At 35.2% G+C, this 17550-nt stretch carries 17 protein-coding genes; 13 read left to right on the top strand and 4 right to left on the bottom strand.

Annotated elements, in window-relative coordinates:
* The 5 genes from B5X53_RS09660 to B5X53_RS09680 form a co-directional block, all read left to right on the top strand.
* Window positions 1–895: malectin domain-containing carbohydrate-binding protein (locus tag B5X53_RS09660; RefSeq protein WP_143533252.1), on the top strand; the 895-nt coding region annotated here is incomplete at its 5' end.
* A 267-nt stretch (window positions 896–1162) separates the two neighbouring features.
* Window positions 1163–1933, top strand: a complete 771-nt coding sequence (gene rfbF, locus B5X53_RS09665) for a glucose-1-phosphate cytidylyltransferase (RefSeq protein WP_079713028.1) — start codon at window positions 1163–1165, stop codon at window positions 1931–1933.
* Between the two features lie 18 nt (window positions 1934–1951).
* Window positions 1952–3055 carry a CDP-glucose 4,6-dehydratase gene (gene rfbG, locus B5X53_RS09670; RefSeq protein WP_079713029.1) on the top strand — a complete coding sequence of 368 codons (1104 nt, stop codon included), beginning with the start codon at window positions 1952–1954 and terminating at the stop codon, window positions 3053–3055.
* Complete coding sequence (locus B5X53_RS09675) at window positions 3037–3474, top strand: dTDP-4-dehydrorhamnose 3,5-epimerase family protein (RefSeq protein ID WP_198550788.1); 438 nt, start codon at window positions 3037–3039, stop codon at window positions 3472–3474. Before rfbG ends, B5X53_RS09675 begins: the two co-directional genes overlap by 19 nt.
* Window positions 3471–4409: an NAD-dependent epimerase/dehydratase family protein gene (locus B5X53_RS09680; protein ID WP_079713030.1), complete on the top strand. Its 939-nt coding sequence runs from the start codon at window positions 3471–3473 to the stop codon at window positions 4407–4409. Before B5X53_RS09675 ends, B5X53_RS09680 begins: the two co-directional genes overlap by 4 nt.
* 153 nt (window positions 4410–4562) lie before the next feature.
* Here the strand turns inward: B5X53_RS09680 and B5X53_RS09685 are convergent, their stop codons facing one another.
* On the bottom strand, window positions 4563–5264 hold the full coding sequence (locus tag B5X53_RS09685; protein ID WP_079713031.1) for a response regulator transcription factor: 702 nt from the start codon (window positions 5262–5264) through the stop codon (window positions 4563–4565).
* The gene (locus B5X53_RS09690) at window positions 5254–6522 is read right to left on the bottom strand and encodes a sensor histidine kinase (protein ID WP_079713032.1); all 1269 of its coding nucleotides are present in this window, start codon (window positions 6520–6522) and stop codon (window positions 5254–5256) included. Before B5X53_RS09690 ends, B5X53_RS09685 begins: the two co-directional genes overlap by 11 nt.
* A gap of 223 nt (window positions 6523–6745) precedes the next feature.
* Between B5X53_RS09690 and B5X53_RS09695 the strand changes: the two genes are divergently transcribed.
* A complete protein-coding gene (locus B5X53_RS09695; RefSeq protein WP_232764176.1) occupies window positions 6746–7828 on the top strand; it encodes a transporter family protein in 1083 nt (360 codons plus the stop codon).
* Between the two features lie 277 nt (window positions 7829–8105).
* Here B5X53_RS09695 and glk read toward each other — a convergent pair whose 3' ends face one another.
* Window positions 8106–9161 (bottom strand): glucokinase, encoded by a 1056-nt coding sequence (glk, locus tag B5X53_RS09700; protein WP_079713034.1) that lies wholly within the window; start codon window positions 9159–9161, stop codon window positions 8106–8108.
* A 493-nt stretch (window positions 9162–9654) separates the two neighbouring features.
* Here glk and ppsA point away from each other — a divergent pair, with 493 nt between their 5' ends.
* Entirely contained in the window at window positions 9655–12033 is a 2379-nt protein-coding gene (gene ppsA, locus B5X53_RS09705; protein ID WP_079713035.1) for a phosphoenolpyruvate synthase, read from the top strand.
* Between the two features lie 93 nt (window positions 12034–12126).
* Here the strand turns inward: ppsA and B5X53_RS09710 are convergent, their stop codons facing one another.
* Window positions 12127–12750 (bottom strand): WG repeat-containing protein, encoded by a 624-nt coding sequence (locus B5X53_RS09710; RefSeq protein ID WP_157822138.1) that lies wholly within the window; start codon window positions 12748–12750, stop codon window positions 12127–12129.
* Between the two features lie 239 nt (window positions 12751–12989).
* Between B5X53_RS09710 and adhP the strand changes: the two genes are divergently transcribed.
* The 6 genes from adhP to B5X53_RS09730 all read left to right on the top strand — a co-directional run bounded on the left by adhP (window position 12990) and on the right by B5X53_RS09730 (window position 17290).
* Window positions 12990–14024 carry an alcohol dehydrogenase AdhP gene (adhP, locus tag B5X53_RS09715; RefSeq protein ID WP_079713244.1) on the top strand — a complete coding sequence of 345 codons (1035 nt, stop codon included), beginning with the start codon at window positions 12990–12992 and terminating at the stop codon, window positions 14022–14024.
* A gap of 81 nt (window positions 14025–14105) precedes the next feature.
* Window positions 14106–14282, top strand: coding sequence for a hypothetical protein (locus B5X53_RS19170; RefSeq protein ID WP_198550787.1), 177 nt, complete (start codon window positions 14106–14108; stop codon window positions 14280–14282).
* 399 nt (window positions 14283–14681) lie between these two features.
* Window positions 14682–14855, top strand: a complete 174-nt coding sequence (rsgA, locus tag B5X53_RS19175; protein ID WP_198550786.1) for a GTPase RsgA — start codon at window positions 14682–14684, stop codon at window positions 14853–14855.
* A 41-nt stretch (window positions 14856–14896) separates the two neighbouring features.
* Window positions 14897–15196 carry a ribosome small subunit-dependent GTPase A gene (locus B5X53_RS19180; RefSeq protein WP_198550785.1) on the top strand — a complete coding sequence of 100 codons (300 nt, stop codon included), beginning with the start codon at window positions 14897–14899 and terminating at the stop codon, window positions 15194–15196.
* A 166-nt stretch (window positions 15197–15362) separates the two neighbouring features.
* Entirely contained in the window at window positions 15363–15812 is a 450-nt protein-coding gene (locus B5X53_RS09725; protein WP_079713037.1) for a hypothetical protein, read from the top strand.
* 95 nt (window positions 15813–15907) lie between these two features.
* The gene (locus B5X53_RS09730; protein WP_079713038.1) at window positions 15908–17290 is read left to right on the top strand and encodes a serine hydrolase; all 1383 of its coding nucleotides are present in this window, start codon (window positions 15908–15910) and stop codon (window positions 17288–17290) included.
* Window positions 17291–17550 lie beyond the last annotated feature (260 nt).

The following is a 17550-nucleotide window of genomic DNA, read 5'->3' on the forward strand; positions in this document are numbered from 1 at the left end:
ACAAACTTCAGATCCTGCGCCTCCTACAGTACTATACCGTGTTAATTCTGGTGGACCTGCAATAGCTTCCATCGATGGTGAAATAGACTGGGGGGCAGACACGTCCTCGGAGAATTCCCCATACCTGGCTGAAGCTGGAGGGAATAATACCGCTAGTTCCGGCATGAAGAATTATACCGATTCAGTTGATCTGGAAACAACCCCGACCAGTATTTTTAACTCAGAAAGGTCAGATTATTTCTCTGGCATGCCAAATGTCATGTATTCATTTCCACTGGATCCCGGCACTTATGAGATACGCCTATATTTAGGCAATGGTTACCATGGAACCTCAAAAGCAGGGCAACGGATTTATAATGTTGAGATGGAAGGCATAGTTCATCCTGAACTTGAAGGGATAGATATCTCCGGAACTTTTGGGCATAAGGTAGGGGCGGTTATTAATAAAACGGTTAATGTTACCGATGGCTTCCTGAATATTTCCTTTATTCATGGGGTGGAAAATCCTCTTATCAATGGAATAGAAATTCTAGGATCAACATCTCTCCTCGATATAAAGACTTCTGAAGAACAGATTAAAGAGGCTGAGGCAATAATTCCTGATGAAGATGTTAAAATGGTAGTAGCAGAAGCTACAACAGTTAAACTCTACCCCAACCCTGCACAATTTGATGTTTACCTACAATTTTCAGATCCAAAGTTGAAAATTTCTAACATTAGCGTCTACGATTTCAACGGCCGCTTCTTAAAATTTTTTGATAAGTTTCAGATTATCGAAAAGGGTAAAGGTGAATATCGGTTCAATATATCAGGAATGTCCGATGGAGTTTATATACTCAAAATTTTTACTGAAAATTTCGACGTATTCACCCTCAGGTTGATTAAAAAAGACTAGTAGGTTCAAGGTTTCAGTGATAGCTTATGATCCCACATTGTTGTACAATTAAATAAAAGAACCAGGTTTTTACAAGGTTATTATTTCAGATCTTCCTAGCGAAGTTTATACTTCAACTTTAATTCATAATCTTCTAAACCTGTCTTGCATTTAAGTATCAAAGAGTAATAAATAGGAGTCCCTATATTATTCAAAGAGCATTCAGGAAAAATAAATCTTCTTTAAAATAACTTAATTAATAATTTTTAAATACTTAAAAGCATCAGTATGAAAGTAGTTCTATTAGCCGGTGGGTTTGGCACGAGATTAAGCGAAGAAACAGATTTAAAGCCAAAACCTATGGTAGAAATAGGGGGGAAACCTATTTTATGGCACATAATGAAAATTTATTCACATTATGGATTTAATGAATTCGTTATCTGTCTAGGATACAAGGGGTATGTAATTAAGGAGTATTTCTTTAATTACTTCAGGCATCTATCGGATATAAGTATAAATCTTGGCACAAATACAGTTGAGATACTTAATACCACTTGTGAACCTTGGAAAATTTCACTTATTGAAACCGGACTTCATACTATGACTGGGGGACGGATAAAAAGGATTAAACCTTTTGTAAATAATGAACCTTTTCTATTAACCTATGGGGATGGTGTAGGATCTGTTAACATCAAAGAGTTGATTGATTTTCATAAATCTAAAAATAAATTGATTTCTGTAACTGCTGTTCAGCCCTCGGGAAGATTTGGGGCTATGAGTATAACCGATGGCAACGACGTAGATTCGTTCCTTGAAAAACCTAGAGGAGATGGTGGGTGGATTAACGGAGGCTTTTTTGTTTGCCAACCAGAAGTATTTGATTATATAAAAAATGATCATACTGTTTTTGAAAAAGAGCCTCTTGAAAGCTTAGCAAAAGAGGGGGAAATGGCAGCCTATAAACATATGGGCTTCTGGAAACCTATGGATTCTTTGAGGGATAAGCGTGAGCTAGAAACGTTATGGAGTGAAGAGAAAGCACCTTGGAAAGTTTGGTAAATCATAAAATTTATAATAATGTTTGAATCAGTTTATAAAAACAAGAAAGTGCTTATTACCGGAAATACCGGGTTTAAAGGTGCTTGGTTAAGTATTTGGCTGCATGAACTAGGCGCTGATGTTTATGGTCTTTCAGACAGAATTCCTACAGAGCCTTCAATTTTCGAAAGCTTGTCTCTAAAAGATATCATTAAACACCATTTCTGTGATATCAGAAACCTGGGAGAAACTAAAAAAATTATTAATGAAATTGCCCCAAATTTCATTTTTCATCTAGCAGCCCAGCCAATAGTTGGTTTATCCTATCAAAACCCTGTAGAAACGATAGAGACGAACGTTTTAGGTACCACGAATGTTTTAGAAACCTTCAGGCTGCTCCAAAATGAATGCACAGGGATATTTATCACAAGTGATAAGTGCTATGAAAATGTGGAATGGACGTATGGCTACAGAGAAACAGATCCTGTGGGGGGGAAGGATATTTATAGCGCATCCAAAGGTGCTTGTGAGGTTATAATTCACGGTTACTATGAATCTTTTATTAAGAACATTCGTCACTTAAAGCTTGCTTCTGTACGTGCAGGTAATGTAATTGGGGGCGGAGATTGGGCAGATAAAAGGCTCGTACCGGACTGTATTAGAGCTTGGTCGGAAAACAGAAAGGTGGAGATAAGAAATCCCTATTCAACAAGGCCCTGGCAACATGTATTGGAACCTTTAAGTGGATATCTGAGAACGGGCCAGAAACTTTCTCAAAATAAAATTCCGAATGGGAATTCTTTTAATTTTGGTCCACCCGGTGATCATTCTCACACAGTAGAAAAAATCCTCGAAAAAATCGCGCATTACTGGAATCCTGTCCATAGCGAAGGACTGTTTGAAGTGAATGAGGAAGGTAAATTTCATGAAGCGGGTTTGCTTAAATTGAATTGCGATAAAGCCCTGGCAGATCTTAATTGGATATCTGTGCTATCTTTTGATGATACGGCCAGATTTACTGCAGAATGGTATAAAACATACTACGAAAGAAATGAAAATATGATGGATTACACAAAGAAGCAGATCAACGAATATACTAACAAAGCATTTGAAAAAAAATTGGCATGGACTCAGAGAAAATAATATTAGAGGATGTTTATCTAACCTCTCTTAAGATTATCGAGAATCCCAAAGGAAACATCCTTCACGGGCTAAAGAATACTGAAGAGGTCTTTTCTCAATTCGGGGAGGCTTATTTTTCTAAAATCAAGAAGGGAGAAATTAAAGGATGGAAAAAACATTCTAAAATGAAGTTAAATATTATAGTTCCCTTAGGAGCTATAAAATTTTATTTGATTGATCATAAAAAGGGCAGTAGTACGTATAATATGAATATGAAGGTAGAACTATCCCTTTTAAACTATTCCCGGCTGACTGTTCCCCCTGGCTGCTGGATTGCTTTTGAAGGAATGGAGGAAGATAATATGTTATTAAATATTGCTAGTATTACCCATGATCCTTCTGAAGCAGAGACAAGGGATTTCAGTTACTTTTCTATATGAATATCCTAATTACTGGGGGTTTAGGATATGTTGGAGGTCGTTTAACCAGCTATTTTTCCCAAAAGGGCAATCAAGTTTATGCCTTATCCAGACACAAATCTCTGGATGAATATTATGAAAATGTGGAAGTTTTGAGTAATGTCGACGTGTTAGAGAAAAACAAACTTGAAAATATTTCCATACAATGTATTATTCATTTGGCCTCGATGAATGAGCATGAATGCATCGATTTTCCTCTTGAAGCTATAGACGTCAATGTCAAAGGAACGTTGAACTGGTTGATGTGGGCAAAGAAAAATAATGTAAAACAATTTATTTTTTTCTCTACTGCACATGTTTACGGAAGTCCATTAGTGGGAAATTTAAATGAGTATACCCAGGCCGTTCCCAGCCACCCATATTCTATTACTCATAGGTGCGCAGAGGATTATGTAATTGCTTATTTTCACAAGCATAACCTAAACACGAAAGTAGTAAGACTTTCAAATTCCTTTGGATATCCTGCCTTTCCAACAGCTAATCGATGGACACTCTTGATAAATGATATTTGCAAGAGTATTGTTGAGGACAGAAGCTTCAAAATCAAATCTAACAGACTACAGGAAAGAGATTTTATTTCTTTATCAAACGTTTGTAAAGCAATTGAAAAATTAATTGATTATTCTATACCTGAGGGAGATAATAGAATCTTCAATTTAAGCAATGGAAAAAGTAGAACTCTTTTTGAGATAGGTTTATGGATAAAAAAAATTGCGGAAAATTATTTTGGTGAGGAAATCCAATTTTCATTTGATGCATCTAAAGATCTTCCAATTATTCCTTTAAAACTATCAAGTCAAAAAATTAAAAAATCCGGATGGAATCCTACTCCACACAAAGATGTAGATGAAATCCAACAAACCTTCGATTTTTTTATAAAAAAAAATAAAATGTGATTTGGAAATAGGAAGGTATATCAATATTTATTTTCATTTTATGAATTAGGCATTTTTTTAAACTAACTCTTTTCCCAAGGGCTTGGGTCTGTAAATTAAACTCTGTCTGATTTACAGACCCATAAAACTTCTAGTTTTTTGAGAATAAAAGAATTAATCAGTCTTTAAGATAAAACCTTTCTTATGAAGATTTTCAATTTTAATTTTTGAATCTTTTTTTAAATATTTACGAAGGTGGGAAATAAAAACGTTTAGGCTTTTTCGATTAAAATAATCGTTTTTACCCCAGAGTTGAACCAGGATATCCTTGTGGCTGCAAAGCTTATTTTTATTTTGTACAAGGTAATTTAGTAATTCATTTTCCCTTGCGGTTAAGTAAATAATTTCCTTATTAAAGATAAGCTCCTGACTTTTACTATTAAAATCATACTCACCTATTTTAAATATATATTCTTCTGGTTCTGATTCCTTCTGAAATGAATGCACTCTTGATAGAAGTGCGTGAATTCTTACTACCAGTTCTTCTTCATCAATCGGCTTTTTTAGATAATCTACGGCACCAAGTGAAAATCCTTTTAAGACATCAATCTTCATAGACCTGGCCGTTAAAAAAATAAACGGTGTTTCTGGATAATTGATTTTCAATTTATTTGCCAGGCTAAACCCATCAATATCGGGTAACATCACATCCAGGATAATTAAGTCATGCGTATCTGCTTCAATTAGCTCTAAGGCCTTTTTTCCTGTTTGCGCCCAGAAAACCTCAAATTCTTTGATCTTTAGATATTCCGATAGGAGATATCCTAGGGAATCATCGTCTTCAACCAGTAATATTTTATGCTTTTTATCCGGCATTTTTTAGAGGGATTATCAGGGTGATTTGTGTGCCTTTTTGTAATTCACTTTCTAATTTTATGCGGCCTTGATGCCTTTTTATAACTTCCTGAACATAGCTAAGCCCCAAACCATAGCCTTTTACAGTGTGTAAATCGCCTTCGGGAACACGATAGAATTTTTTAAAAATTCGCTGTTTTTCTTTTTCTGAAATTCCCTTTCCATTATCGCTAATGCAAATATGCAATTTACTTTTTTCAGAATATGCTGTTAGGCTAATTTGTGGATTATCGGAATACTTTTTAGCATTATCCAATAAGTTATTGATAGCGTTTTCAAAATGAGGCACGGCTACTTTTACTTTATATTCTCCCGATTGAAGTTCAAAATTGAAGGTGAAATTTTCCAGGTCAGATTGCATTTTAAAATCTTCGCACCATTGCAAAAGTTTTGGTCGTAGATCTAGCACTTTATAGTCTATAAATCTTTTTTTCGTTTCTAAACTAGCCAGGTCAAGTACTTGTAGAATATGTTTATTAAGGCGATCCACTTGTTTTCTAATATGAAAAACAATTGGCTTTTGATTCTCATTTAAATCTTTCTCCAGGATTTTAGTTGCTACACCTATTGAGAAAACTGGGGTTTTAAGTTCGTGAGTCAGGTTATTAATAAAATCATTGGTAATGATAATCAAATTTCTCTGCCAATAAAATAACCGAAGCATCCAAATCACTACGAAGATAATTATAGCCAGAAAGAGTAAGCCTGGAATAAGCAGTCCATGTAATTGGGAAAGGAAATAGGAGTTAAGGTCTTTAAAATGAAGTTCCAGGGTGACATCCTTTTCAAGGGTTTCCGGGAGATAGCCCTCTAATTGTACAGGGTATTTTATAATAGAATCTTCAGGGCTAAAATTGACCGGTGACTTGAGATCAATACTTCCGTCTTTTGAATACAGGTTATAGGAGAAATCGGTTTTTATCCTGTTAGTCACCAACCTGTCTCTTATAAAATCGTTTAAAAAATGTTTGGAAGCATCTTGTAAACTATCCTGACTGAGGGTGAAATAATTGCTACCTTCAAGTGATTGTGCAATTAGAAAGCTAAGCTGATTCTCGTTGGAAAGGTCTTCTTTTAAATCACTCCCGGCGCGTTCAATTTTTTGCTCAAACTGTAGTTCAGCAAGGTTAAGTCCAATTCTTAAATACTGAAATTGTACAACGAAGAGTCCTACTACCGAAATTATAAAAATGGCTATATAAATTTTTCTCCGCTTCAAATCAGCAACTATATTACTAAAAATTAACGCTCTACTGCTTAATTAACTCCTTATTAATTCAATTAACCTTTGATTAATCTTTTTGATTTTTTGTTACCCTAAACCTGTGTAAAATAAAACTACTTTGGTCTTCAACAAAGTAAAAATATTCATTTATAAACCTATGAAAACAAAATACGCTCTTTTCCTTCTCCTTATATCAATATTAATTCTTCCTCAAACGATGAAAGCACAAGGTTGTGTTGCTATTAGGCATTTTTCCTCCAGTATCGGGAATGAATTGGAAAGTAATTTGCTCGGCAAAGGTGATTTTCAGGTAGGTATGAATTATCGCTACTTTAAATCATTTAGGCATTTCAAGGGAACTGAAGAGGAACCGGATAGGGTTTCAAATAATACTGAAGTAATAAATTATTCCCATTCCTGGGATTTCAGTTTGAATTATGGACTTACTGATAGATTATATGCAGGAATTACTATTCCCACTGTTCTTAATGAACGCTCTTCTTTATATGAACACGGGCGTGAAGAACGTCATAAAACTTTTTCCCGAGGCCTTGCCGATATTAGAGTAGGAATGGGTTACTGGCTGTTTGATCCTGAAACTCACCTAAACGGAAATTTGGCACTGGGTCTTGGCTTAAAGCTACCAACCGGAAATTATAATGCAACAGATGTTTTTTATAACGTTGGCCCTGAAGCTTCGCCTCAAACCAGGCCGGTTGACCAGTCTATTCAGCCTGGAGACGGCGGATTTGGTTTGACCGTCGATTTTCAGTTTTACCAAACCATAACCGATGATCTTTTCATGTATGGTGGTGGATTCTATCTTTTTAACCCGAAAGAAACTAACGGTATTAGGACTTTTAGAGAAACCTTGAGTCCTATCCTTGACAATGAATCCATAATGTCAGTGCCAGACCAATTTGCTTTACGCGCCGGTCTTGGTTATGCTTTATCACATACCTTCTCTGCTTCCCTTGGTGCCCGTTTTGAAGGGGTTCCTGTTGAAGATGTTATTGGTGGAAGCGGTGGATTTAGAAGACCGGGAAATGTACTTTCTATAGATCCTGGAATATCTTTTATGAAACATAATTTTTCTGTAAATCTAAATGTACCCGTTGCTTTAAGGAGAGATCGCCCCCAGAGCGTTACAGATCTTGAAACACAACTGGCCACAGGTGAACCTCGTAATGGAGATGCTGCGTTCGCTGATTATCTTATAAATCTTGGAATTTCCTACCGCATAGGAGGTGGAAAGTCGATTTCTGAAATCGAACCTGAGTCAGATTTACAGTTTGATTAATTAAGTCCTTATGGTGAATATTTAAACCAAGTTGAAAATAAGGGAATAGAAAAGCTCTGGTAGATCCGGAGCTTTTTCTTTTGATAGAATTCAGACTTATAATATTACTCAAAATCTACTTGTGATTTTATGGACGATATATAAATTTTGATGCTTTGTAATGTCTAAATATTACTCGAGGGGGTAATTTTTAATCTTTAAAATATTCTTCATTTCTAATTTGTACTCCAAGTCCAGCCGCACCAATCTTTCTGGTTTGCTAATGATCTTCTTCAGTTTAATCTATATTTTGTGCTGCAGAGAATGCTGCACCCAGTAGTGCAGTATTTGGATTTAAAATCACTTGGATAGGTATTAAGTTTAATAATGACTTCATACGATTTGAATTTACAAAGTCATTTGCAAATTTTTTCTTATTTATAATCTGTATATTTTTGGGAACTATTCCTCCTCCTATATAAATACCCCCTGTAGCTTTGAATTTAAGGGCTAGTTGTGCAGATTCTATTGCAAGAAATCTTAAGAATAGAGCCATAGTTTCTACACAAGTATTATATGTGTTTTCCATAGCACACTGACTAATTAAAAACGCCGGATCTTCATTTAAATATCGTTCTTGAAACCATTTAGGCTCTGAAACTTGGCGGTACCATTTAAGAAATTGATATATATTAATAATGCCAGGACCCGAAATTACTCGTTCCCAACTAACATGATCATATTTATAATGTAAATATCTCCATAATTCAATATCTAGCTCGTTTCTAGGACTAAATTCACAATGTCCTCCTTCAGAAGCAATTGGATGATACTTATTACCATCCCAAAAGATTCCAGCTTCTCCAAGCCCGGTACCCGGAGATAGTATCGCTAAATTTCCAGAATCAGATGAGCCACTTTTTATCTCCGTGAAATGGCTGGATTCTATATTTTTTAGACCATAAGCTGTAGCCTCCAAATCATTGATTATACGGATCGAACTATTCTTTGTAATATCAATAATATCTTTCTTATCAATTTCCCACGTGAAATTTGTACCTAATACTTTTCCATCTTTTACAGGACCAGCAGCCCCTATACACACACTTTTTATCTTCAATGTATCGTTCCCGCAGAATTTTATAACTAATTCTTTGAAGGAATAGTATTCTTTTGTTTTGTAAGAGTTTTCTCGTACGAGAGAAAGATTTCCATTTTCAAAATTGAATATAGCAAACCGGGCGTTTGTCCCACCAATATCAGCTGCCAATAATAAACCACGTTTGTTTTGTAATTCCGGATTGATCTCCATATTAATGCGCCAGCGCATACCTGCTTGAAGGGACGTTTTCATAGTGTTCAGTTTTTCAAATTTGTAATGTTCTAAAGGTATCTCAAAGTATCACAAATAATTTTACTCTAAAAAAATGAAGTTTAATTATGAAAATGGTGGTAGCTTCTTAGCACGTTTACTACACATTATTCCTAGCAGATAGATGAAATGTGAATGCCAATTATAAAATCTCTTATTACATTTAACTAAGGCATACTGTGGTTTAAGAGCAATTTGATCTATTTTCTACTCCTTCCCTTTTAAGTGCAACAGAGTGTTATAACTTTTTATGTTTTCTAAAATTAGAGGGAAATATTTACCCTTAAAAATGAAATATCAAGGTTTTAGATATAAAGAGTAATCTCTTGATTAATACTTAATAAAACAAATAATAGAAGTCATGAAGATGATGAAAATCATATTTATTTTCAAACGGTTCGACTAATTTTAGTTATTGGTGGAGTTTTTATTAATAATTGACCAAACTTCTTTTTAAAAACTAAAATATACTACGATGCTAATTAAAAAATTTTCTGAGATCGGAATTGGGGATGTGAGCCAGGTGGGTGGAAAAAATGCATCTTTAGGAGAGATGTACAATAAATTATCGGGTAAAGGAATAAGAATTCCCGATGGCTTTACTACCACTGCAGATGCATACTGGTTATTTTTAAAGGAGAACCACTTAAAGGAACACTTAGAGAATTTGATGAAAAATTTAGATAAGAATAAATTTTCCAACCTGTCTATTATTGCAAACCAAGCTAGGGAATGTATTTTAAAAGGAAATTTTTCTAAGAACCTTAAAGAATCGATACTCGATGCTTATCACCATATGGGAAATAACAATAATATTCCCGTAGCTGTGAGGAGTAGTGCTACAGCAGAAGATTTACCAAAAGCTAGTTTTGCTGGGCAGCACGATACCTTCCTTAATGTGAATGGGGATGAGTCCGTTCTACTTGCTGTAAAGAAATGCATGGCTTCACTATATACCGATAGAGCCATAAAATATCGAGAGGATAAAGGCTTTTTTCATCACGATATTGCGCTATCAGTTGGAGTCCAAAAAATGGTACGTTCCGATTTAGCCTGTTCTGGTATAGGATTTACCATTGAACCGGAATCAGGGTTTGAAAATATTATTCAATTGTCAGGAGTATATGGCCTCGGTGAAAACATCGTCCAGGGGGCTGTTAATCCAGATGAATTCTTCATATTCAAACCTAGTTTAGAACTGGGAAAATACTCGATTATTCAGAAGAAGTTAGGTACCAAAGATAAAACTATGACATATGCTCAATCTTTTGAACATTCTTCTGTAATAAATATGGTAACACCTTTAGAAAAACAAAATCAATTTGTCCTTACTAATCCAGAAATAACGACCCTTGCCCAATGGGCTTTAATTATTGAAAGGTATTATAAGCGTCCTATGGATATTGAATGGGCCAAGGATGGAATAACCCAGGAATTATTTATAACACAGGCACGACCTGAAACTGTACATCAAACTAAAAATAAAAAGGTTCATAACATCTATTCATTAAAGGAGAGGTCTACAATAGTTGTTAGCGGAAACGCTATAGGAAATAAAATCTATGCTGGACCAGCTCGCTTATTAACTTCTCCAAGCCAGGCAGGTTTACTTCAGGATGGAGAAATATTAGTGACTGATACTACTAGTCCGGATTGGGATCCATTGCTGAAAAAGGCAGGTGCGGTAGTTACTAATCGTGGAGGCAGAACCAGTCATGCGGCAATAGTAGCACGGGAACTTGGTGTTCCCGCGGTAGTAGGTACAATTAATGCCACAGAAAATATTAAAGATGGGGAGTTAATAACTGTTTCCTGCAGTGAAGGAAAAACAGGTTTTGTTTATCGGGGAGCTCTTTCATTTGAAGAGAATCAAGTGGACTTTAACAAACTGACGTTACCAGATACAGAAGTTAAGTTCATATTATCAGACCCAGAAAAGGCCTTTCAACTTAGTTTTTTACCAAATAATGGGGTGGGTCTTCTTCGGATGGAATTTATAATTACACATCAAATCAAAATCCACCCGATGGCACTGATTAAATTTAACGAAATTAGAGATAATGAAGTAAGAACCATTATCGATGAATTAACTCAAAATTATTCACGGAAGGATGAATATTTTATCGATAAACTCTCCCAGGGAATAGGAGTTATAGCTGCAAGTTTCTTTCCTAAGGAAGTAATCATTAGAATGAGTGATTTTAAAAGTAATGAATACGCTAATTTAATTGGAGGCAAACAATTTGAACCGATTGAAGAAAATCCTATGCTGGGATTTAGAGGAGCTGCTCGATATTATCACGAATTATATCGTGAAGCTTTTGCTCTAGAATGCAAGGCAATAAAAAGAGTCCGAGATGATATGGGGTTAACAAATGTTAAAATAATGATTCCGTTTTGCCGAACTTTAGTGGAAGGTAGAAAAACAATAGAGGTACTGGAAAAAAATGGACTAGTTCGTGGCAAAGATAATTTAGAAATCTATATGATGGTGGAAATTCCAAGTAACGTTATTCTTTTAGAGGAATTTGCAAAGATTTTTGATGGGTTTTCGATCGGATCTAATGACTTAACACAGTTAACCCTGGGAATAGATCGGGATTCCGAATTGATGTCTTCTCATTTCGATGAAAATGATGCTGCAGCTAAAAAAACGATTGCGACAGCTATAAGGAAAGCTAAGGTATCAGGTAAAAAAATTGGGTTATGTGGACAGGCACCCAGCGATTTTTCCGATTTCGCTGAATTTTTAGTCATTGAAGGGATCGACAGCATTTCCTTCAATTCTGATGCACTTTTAGATGGAATAAACAATATAAACAAAGCGGAAAAACTTAGAAAAATCACTAAATGATTCTCTACAGTTTAAAATTGAACTTGCAAGTCTTATAACATCCTATAAATACAAAAGGCTGTTTCGAAGTTTCGTTACAGCCTTTTGTATTTCCTAAATTTTATGAACCCGCCATTTTTTATTGGGTCCTTTTACGGTCAACACATTTTTACCCAACCATTTGGCATTAATTTGAGGTGCTTCTCTCAATTTTTGTTTAGAAACAGAAACCGGAAATGGGCCCTCTAAATATTTTAATATATCCCCCTTTTTATTTATTAAGACCACATCATATTTATAAGAAATTACATTCTTACCCAGCAAGGCATTTTCACCAAGCCTTTCTTCTTCTAATTTTAATGCAAGGGCTTTTCCATTATGGAAATTAGAAACATTCAGGAATTCGGGTTCAATTATAGTTTTTCCTTCCGAATTTATAAAACCATAATAATTAACACCATCCTTCTGCTCTTTGATAATAGCTCGTTCATCCTTTAATTGGGGATATTGCATCCCCGCAACACCAATAATTCCAGTTCTTGGATCTTCATTTGAAATAAGATCATTTCTAAAATCAAATACTAATTCACCACTGGAATTTAAAAAACTCCAATTAACCCCCTGCCTGACTGCGCTATATCCTTCTTCTTGATTGGACACGAAATCAAACTCGTCTGACTCTTGTGCAAGTAATACAACCGGAATGCTTATTAAGATTCCTAATATAAAATTTTTCATAATTATAGATTTTAAAAACATATCCAAAATTACCATAAGATATTGATAGTAAATATGATACCTGTCATATTGTACTAAAGTTATCCTGATTTTTAAATTTTGAAATTGAATACCAAAATAAATAATAACTTTTCTTAAGAAAGCGGGTTAATTATTTCATTTACTGATTGTGATCATATTTATTTTAACAATAAAAGTATATTTTTAATTAGTAAATGAATAATATAAAACCTAGAACTATGATACCTGAAAAAATGAAGGCTGCGGTGGTTAACCAATTTGGTAAACCTTTATCTATTGAAAACGTACCCGTTAAAAAACCTGGAAGGGGAGAAGTACTGGTAAAAGTTTTTGCCAGTGGCATTTGCCATACTGATCTCCATGCGGCTGAAGGCGACTGGCCCGTTAAGCCCTCCTTACCTTTTATTCCCGGGCACGAGGGTATTGGCGAGGTACTGGCCTTAGGAGAAGACGTAGACTTTTTGGAAAAGGGTGATATTGTAGGTATGCCTTGGCTTCATACGGCCTGTGGCCACTGTGAATATTGCATCACCGGGTGGGAGACCCTTTGCGATCATCAACAAAATACAGGCTATAGCGTAAATGGTACCTTTGCTGAATATGTGCTGGCAGATGCAGCATTTGTAGGTAAATTTCCAAAAGATGTTAACTACTTTGAGATGGCGCCTATTCTTTGTGCGGGAGTAACAGTTTACAAGGGGATAAAAGAAACAGATCTAAAACCCGGGGAATGGATTGCCATTTCAGGTGTTGGAGGGTTGGGCCACCTGGCGGTGCAGTATGCCAAAGCTATGGGTTATCACGTGGTAGCAGTAGATATTTCTCAGGAAAAACTAGATCTGGCAACAAAGCACGGCGCTGACTTTGTAGTGAATGGTAAAGATCCCAAAGCCACCGAAGAAATAAAAAAACGAACTAAAGGCGGAGTTCATGGTGTATTAGTTACGGCCGTTGCACCTGTAGCTTTTGAACAGGCCATTGATATGCTTAGAAAAAGAGGAACTATCGCTATGGTAGGGCTTCCTCCTGGCAGCATCAACCTCCCAATCTTTCAGATGGTATTAAATCGGTTCACTATTCGGGGCTCTATTGTGGGTACACGTAAAGATCTACAAGAGGCTATCGATTTTGCCGTGGAAGGCAAGGTGCATACCACCGCTCACAAAGTAAAGTTGGAAGACGTTAATAAGGTGTTTGAAGATATGAAACAGAATAAAATTGAAGGACGAATGGTGATAGACATGCAAGCCTAAGGCCTGCGGGGAGGTAACTGTCCATTATGAAATAACACTTCATTTCACGATGAGGTTAAAAGTTTTATTAAAGGACAACAGATGTTTGGTGTGATTCAAGGGGATACTGAAATGAAGTTAGAAGATTTTGGTTACAACGATATATTTGAAAAGTTCAGGATTGAGAATGACCTGGAAGGCTTTGAGGCAGGAAGAATCGTTTCAGAACATAAAGAGAGGTATATTGTAAAAACTTCAAAAGAGGAATTGGAAGCCTAGATAACAGGTCATTTACGATTTTCTTCAAATAATCGTGAGGATTTTCCTCCACTTGATGATTGGGTGGCTTTGACAATATATGATTCTGGTATTTCTATAATTCATAAGGTATGACCCAGATTCTCTTTTAATTAACGACCTTATGTTGGACAATCTGGAGAAAAACAAATAATTGTAGCAAATATCGATTTGGGGCTAATATTGCAAGCCGCTGATAGGGATTTCAATATAACAGACTTGAAAGATATCTGACCATTTGTTATTCAGCACAGGTTAGTCCTATAATAGTGCTTACCAGGATTGATTTATTAGATCAGCCAGAGATTTCTGAAATTTTAGGGAGCATATAAATGTGAGTTAAAAATGTGCCTGTAATTGCAATAAGTAATAAATCCCGGGATGAATAAAAAAAAATCAACTATTAAAAAAGGTAAAACCTATAGTATGCTAGGTTCTTCAGGAGTTGGAAAATCTACCCTTTTAAACAACCTTTCTGGTAAAACCATAATTAAAACAAATACAATAAGCCAGAGCACAAATAGAGGTGGCATATCACAAGTTACAGGCAGTTAATTGTCCTTAAAAACGGTGGAATATTAATTGACAATCCTGGGATGATAGAAGTAAGAATTGCTGTTTCAACAAGCGGATTAGAAATCACTTTCGATAAGATTATCAGACTTTCTCAGGATTGTAAGTTCAAAAATTACACTCACACAAATGAAATTGGTTGTTCGGTTCTTGAAGCCGTTGAAAAGGGAGAAATAGACAAGGCATCCTATGAAAACTATTTAAAAATTGAAAGAGAGAACGCACATTTTAAATCAACAATTGCCGAGAGACATAAAAAAGATAAAGAATTTGGAAAAAGCCTAAAGAAATATAAAATAGACATGAATAGAAAAAAATACTAAGCCTATAATAGGATGTGATACACATTGCTTCTAGTTTTTATTTCGAAATCATTGTTCTAATCTGGACTCTCAACCCCTAAACTTTGTTTATTTATCTAAGTATATAAATTACTCGACGTCAACTGCAAAATAAGTAAGGTATTTTAATCGATCACAAACGAATTTTATGAAAACTAAAATAATAAGAAATATTTTTCTCTTCTTATTGGCATTTTTAGGTGTTGGAGCATTATATGGGGGCGGGGTATTAATCCTTTATCCGTCAGGTGAAATATTAAAAATGCCCTTATCATTACTGGAAAAATCTCCATTTAATGATTATTTGATACCGGGTATTATTTTATTTTCTATTCTGGGGTTGGTTCCATGTTTGTTAATCTTTTCACTAGTAAAAAAACCTGTTAGTAAATTCCTTGAGAAATTTAATGTTTTTAAAGACTTGCATTGGGCTTGGTCTTATACTATCTATATAGCCTTTGTACTAATTATTTGGATACAGGTTCAAATGATGTTCCTTCAAAAAGTTAGTTGGCTACATACTTTTTATATATTTCTGGCAATTTGTATTCTTATTATAGGAATTTCTCCTCAAATGAGGGAATTATACAAAAAGTGAAGAATAGTCTAAAAAAAATTACTCTTGAGAAATAGTGATCCTACTGTTATCTCATTCTATCCAGGGACATTATGTTATTATCAAATAAATCATCTATGAAAAATTCTAAAATAATTTTAATTATTTTTCTAATTATTTCTGGAAAATTTCAGGGTCAGGAAGATTTACATACGAGTAATGAAAAAAACCTTCCCCCTGAAGTGGTTGAGGCGATTGAAGAACGTATAAAGGAAGATTATACACCAAGCATCGCAATAGCCATAATCGACTCCACAGGGATCCAGTATTTTAATTTTGGGAAAATTTCCAAGGAAGGAAGAAAAGTAGATGCAAATACCATTTATGAAATTGGGTCTGTAACAAAGGTGTTTACAGGTATATTGCTTGCACAACAAGTTCTGGATGGAGATCTTAAACTGGAAGATGAGATAAATAATTTCATGCCAAATGATATTAATGTCCCTGTAATAGGCGATACAGAAATCACCTTTGGGCATCTTACAGATCATACTTCGGGTTTTCCCAGAATACCAGCAAATTTAAACTCGACCAATCCCGGCAATCCCTATGCGGATTATACTGTAAGCCAGATGTATGAATTTATTTCAGATTATCAACCTGTCAGAACAGTAGGGTCTGAATATGAGTATTCAAATCTTGCGCAAGGGCTTTTGGGGCACCTCCTTGCCTTAAATAAGAATAGTAATTATGAAGAATTGGTGATTCAAACAATTGCTAAACCATTGGGTATGAATGTCACCCGTATCGAGATGAATAACAGGATGAAAGAAAATCTAGCTTTGGGACATAGTAACGGAAAAATTGTTGAAAATTGGGACATCTCTATACTTGCCGGGGCAGGTGCACTTAAAAGTTCCACCTCCGATATGGCAAAGTTTATTGCTGCTAATTTGGGTTATATAAAAACTTCTTTAACTGAAGCAATGAAGCTCTCGCATAAAATAAGGCATAATAAAGCCGGTGATATGCGCGTTGCAATGGGATGGCATATCAAGAAAGGAAGTAAGGGAGATATTATCTGGCATAATGGTGGTACAGGAGGCTACAGGGCTTTTACTGGTTTTTTAAAAGAAACGGGCCAGGGGGTTGTACTTCTTTCAAACTCATCACAGAGTTTTGATGATATTGGCTTTCATTTACTTGATCCAGGTTCCGAATTAACAGATATAAAATACAAAAGTGACGTCGTTGATTTACCAGAACCAACCCTTGAGAAGTACGTTGGTTTATACGAGTTGCAATCCGAATTCAAAATTAAAATAACTAAAGAAGGTAAACAGTTATTTGCGCAACCCACCGGCCAGGATAGGTTTGAGATTTACCCAGAAAATGATACGGTCTTTTTCCTAACTGTTGTAAAGGCAAAAATCATTTTTAATATTAAAAGTGGTGTTGTTGAGAGTATGACCCTAATTCAAGGTGGGCAAGAAACACTGGGTAAGAAGATAGAACAGTAACGTATCTTAATAATAAAAACACCTGTCTGTCAGAAATCGACTTTATAAATTTCAACACCTTTGATAATTGTTATAAGATTTAAAAATAAAGGATGAAATTAATCTTCAGCACACATCCATAGTGTTTTTATGACTAAACCTGAAGTATGTAACACTTGTTACCTCCCAGAAAATCATCTAAGCTTACTTTTACGAGGAATTAAAATCTAAGGTTCTGGAATATTGGATATTCCTGTGTTCTTTGGTGCACTTTTAATTGA

This window comes from Salegentibacter salinarum (assembly GCF_900168115.1).
Taxonomy (GTDB): domain Bacteria; phylum Bacteroidota; class Bacteroidia; order Flavobacteriales; family Flavobacteriaceae; genus Salegentibacter; species Salegentibacter salinarum.

Excerpts from the sequence above, each read along its gene's own strand:
- rfbF (WP_079713028.1), top strand. The coding sequence starts at position 1,163 with ATGAAAGTAGTTCTATTAGCCGGTGGGTTTGGCACGAGATTAAGCGAA.
- rfbG (WP_079713029.1), top strand. The coding sequence starts at position 1,952 with ATGTTTGAATCAGTTTATAAAAACAAGAAAGTGCTTATTACCGGAAAT.
- B5X53_RS09675 (WP_198550788.1), top strand. The coding sequence starts at position 3,037 with ATGGACTCAGAGAAAATAATATTAGAGGATGTTTATCTAACCTCTCTT.
- B5X53_RS09680 (WP_079713030.1), top strand. The coding sequence starts at position 3,471 with ATGAATATCCTAATTACTGGGGGTTTAGGATATGTTGGAGGTCGTTTA.
- B5X53_RS09685 (WP_079713031.1), bottom strand. The coding sequence starts at position 5,264 with ATGCCGGATAAAAAGCATAAAATATTACTGGTTGAAGACGATGATTCC.
- B5X53_RS09695 (WP_232764176.1), top strand. The coding sequence starts at position 6,746 with ATGAAAGCACAAGGTTGTGTTGCTATTAGGCATTTTTCCTCCAGTATC.
- glk (WP_079713034.1), bottom strand. The coding sequence starts at position 9,161 with ATGAAAACGTCCCTTCAAGCAGGTATGCGCTGGCGCATTAATATGGAG.
- ppsA (WP_079713035.1), top strand. The coding sequence starts at position 9,655 with ATGCTAATTAAAAAATTTTCTGAGATCGGAATTGGGGATGTGAGCCAG.
- B5X53_RS09710 (WP_157822138.1), bottom strand. The coding sequence starts at position 12,750 with ATGAAAAATTTTATATTAGGAATCTTAATAAGCATTCCGGTTGTATTA.
- adhP (WP_079713244.1), top strand. The coding sequence starts at position 12,990 with ATGATACCTGAAAAAATGAAGGCTGCGGTGGTTAACCAATTTGGTAAA.
- B5X53_RS19170 (WP_198550787.1), top strand. The coding sequence starts at position 14,106 with ATGTTTGGTGTGATTCAAGGGGATACTGAAATGAAGTTAGAAGATTTT.
- rsgA (WP_198550786.1), top strand. The coding sequence starts at position 14,682 with ATGAATAAAAAAAAATCAACTATTAAAAAAGGTAAAACCTATAGTATG.
- B5X53_RS19180 (WP_198550785.1), top strand. The coding sequence starts at position 14,897 with ATGATAGAAGTAAGAATTGCTGTTTCAACAAGCGGATTAGAAATCACT.
- B5X53_RS09725 (WP_079713037.1), top strand. The coding sequence starts at position 15,363 with ATGAAAACTAAAATAATAAGAAATATTTTTCTCTTCTTATTGGCATTT.
- B5X53_RS09730 (WP_079713038.1), top strand. The coding sequence starts at position 15,908 with ATGAAAAATTCTAAAATAATTTTAATTATTTTTCTAATTATTTCTGGA.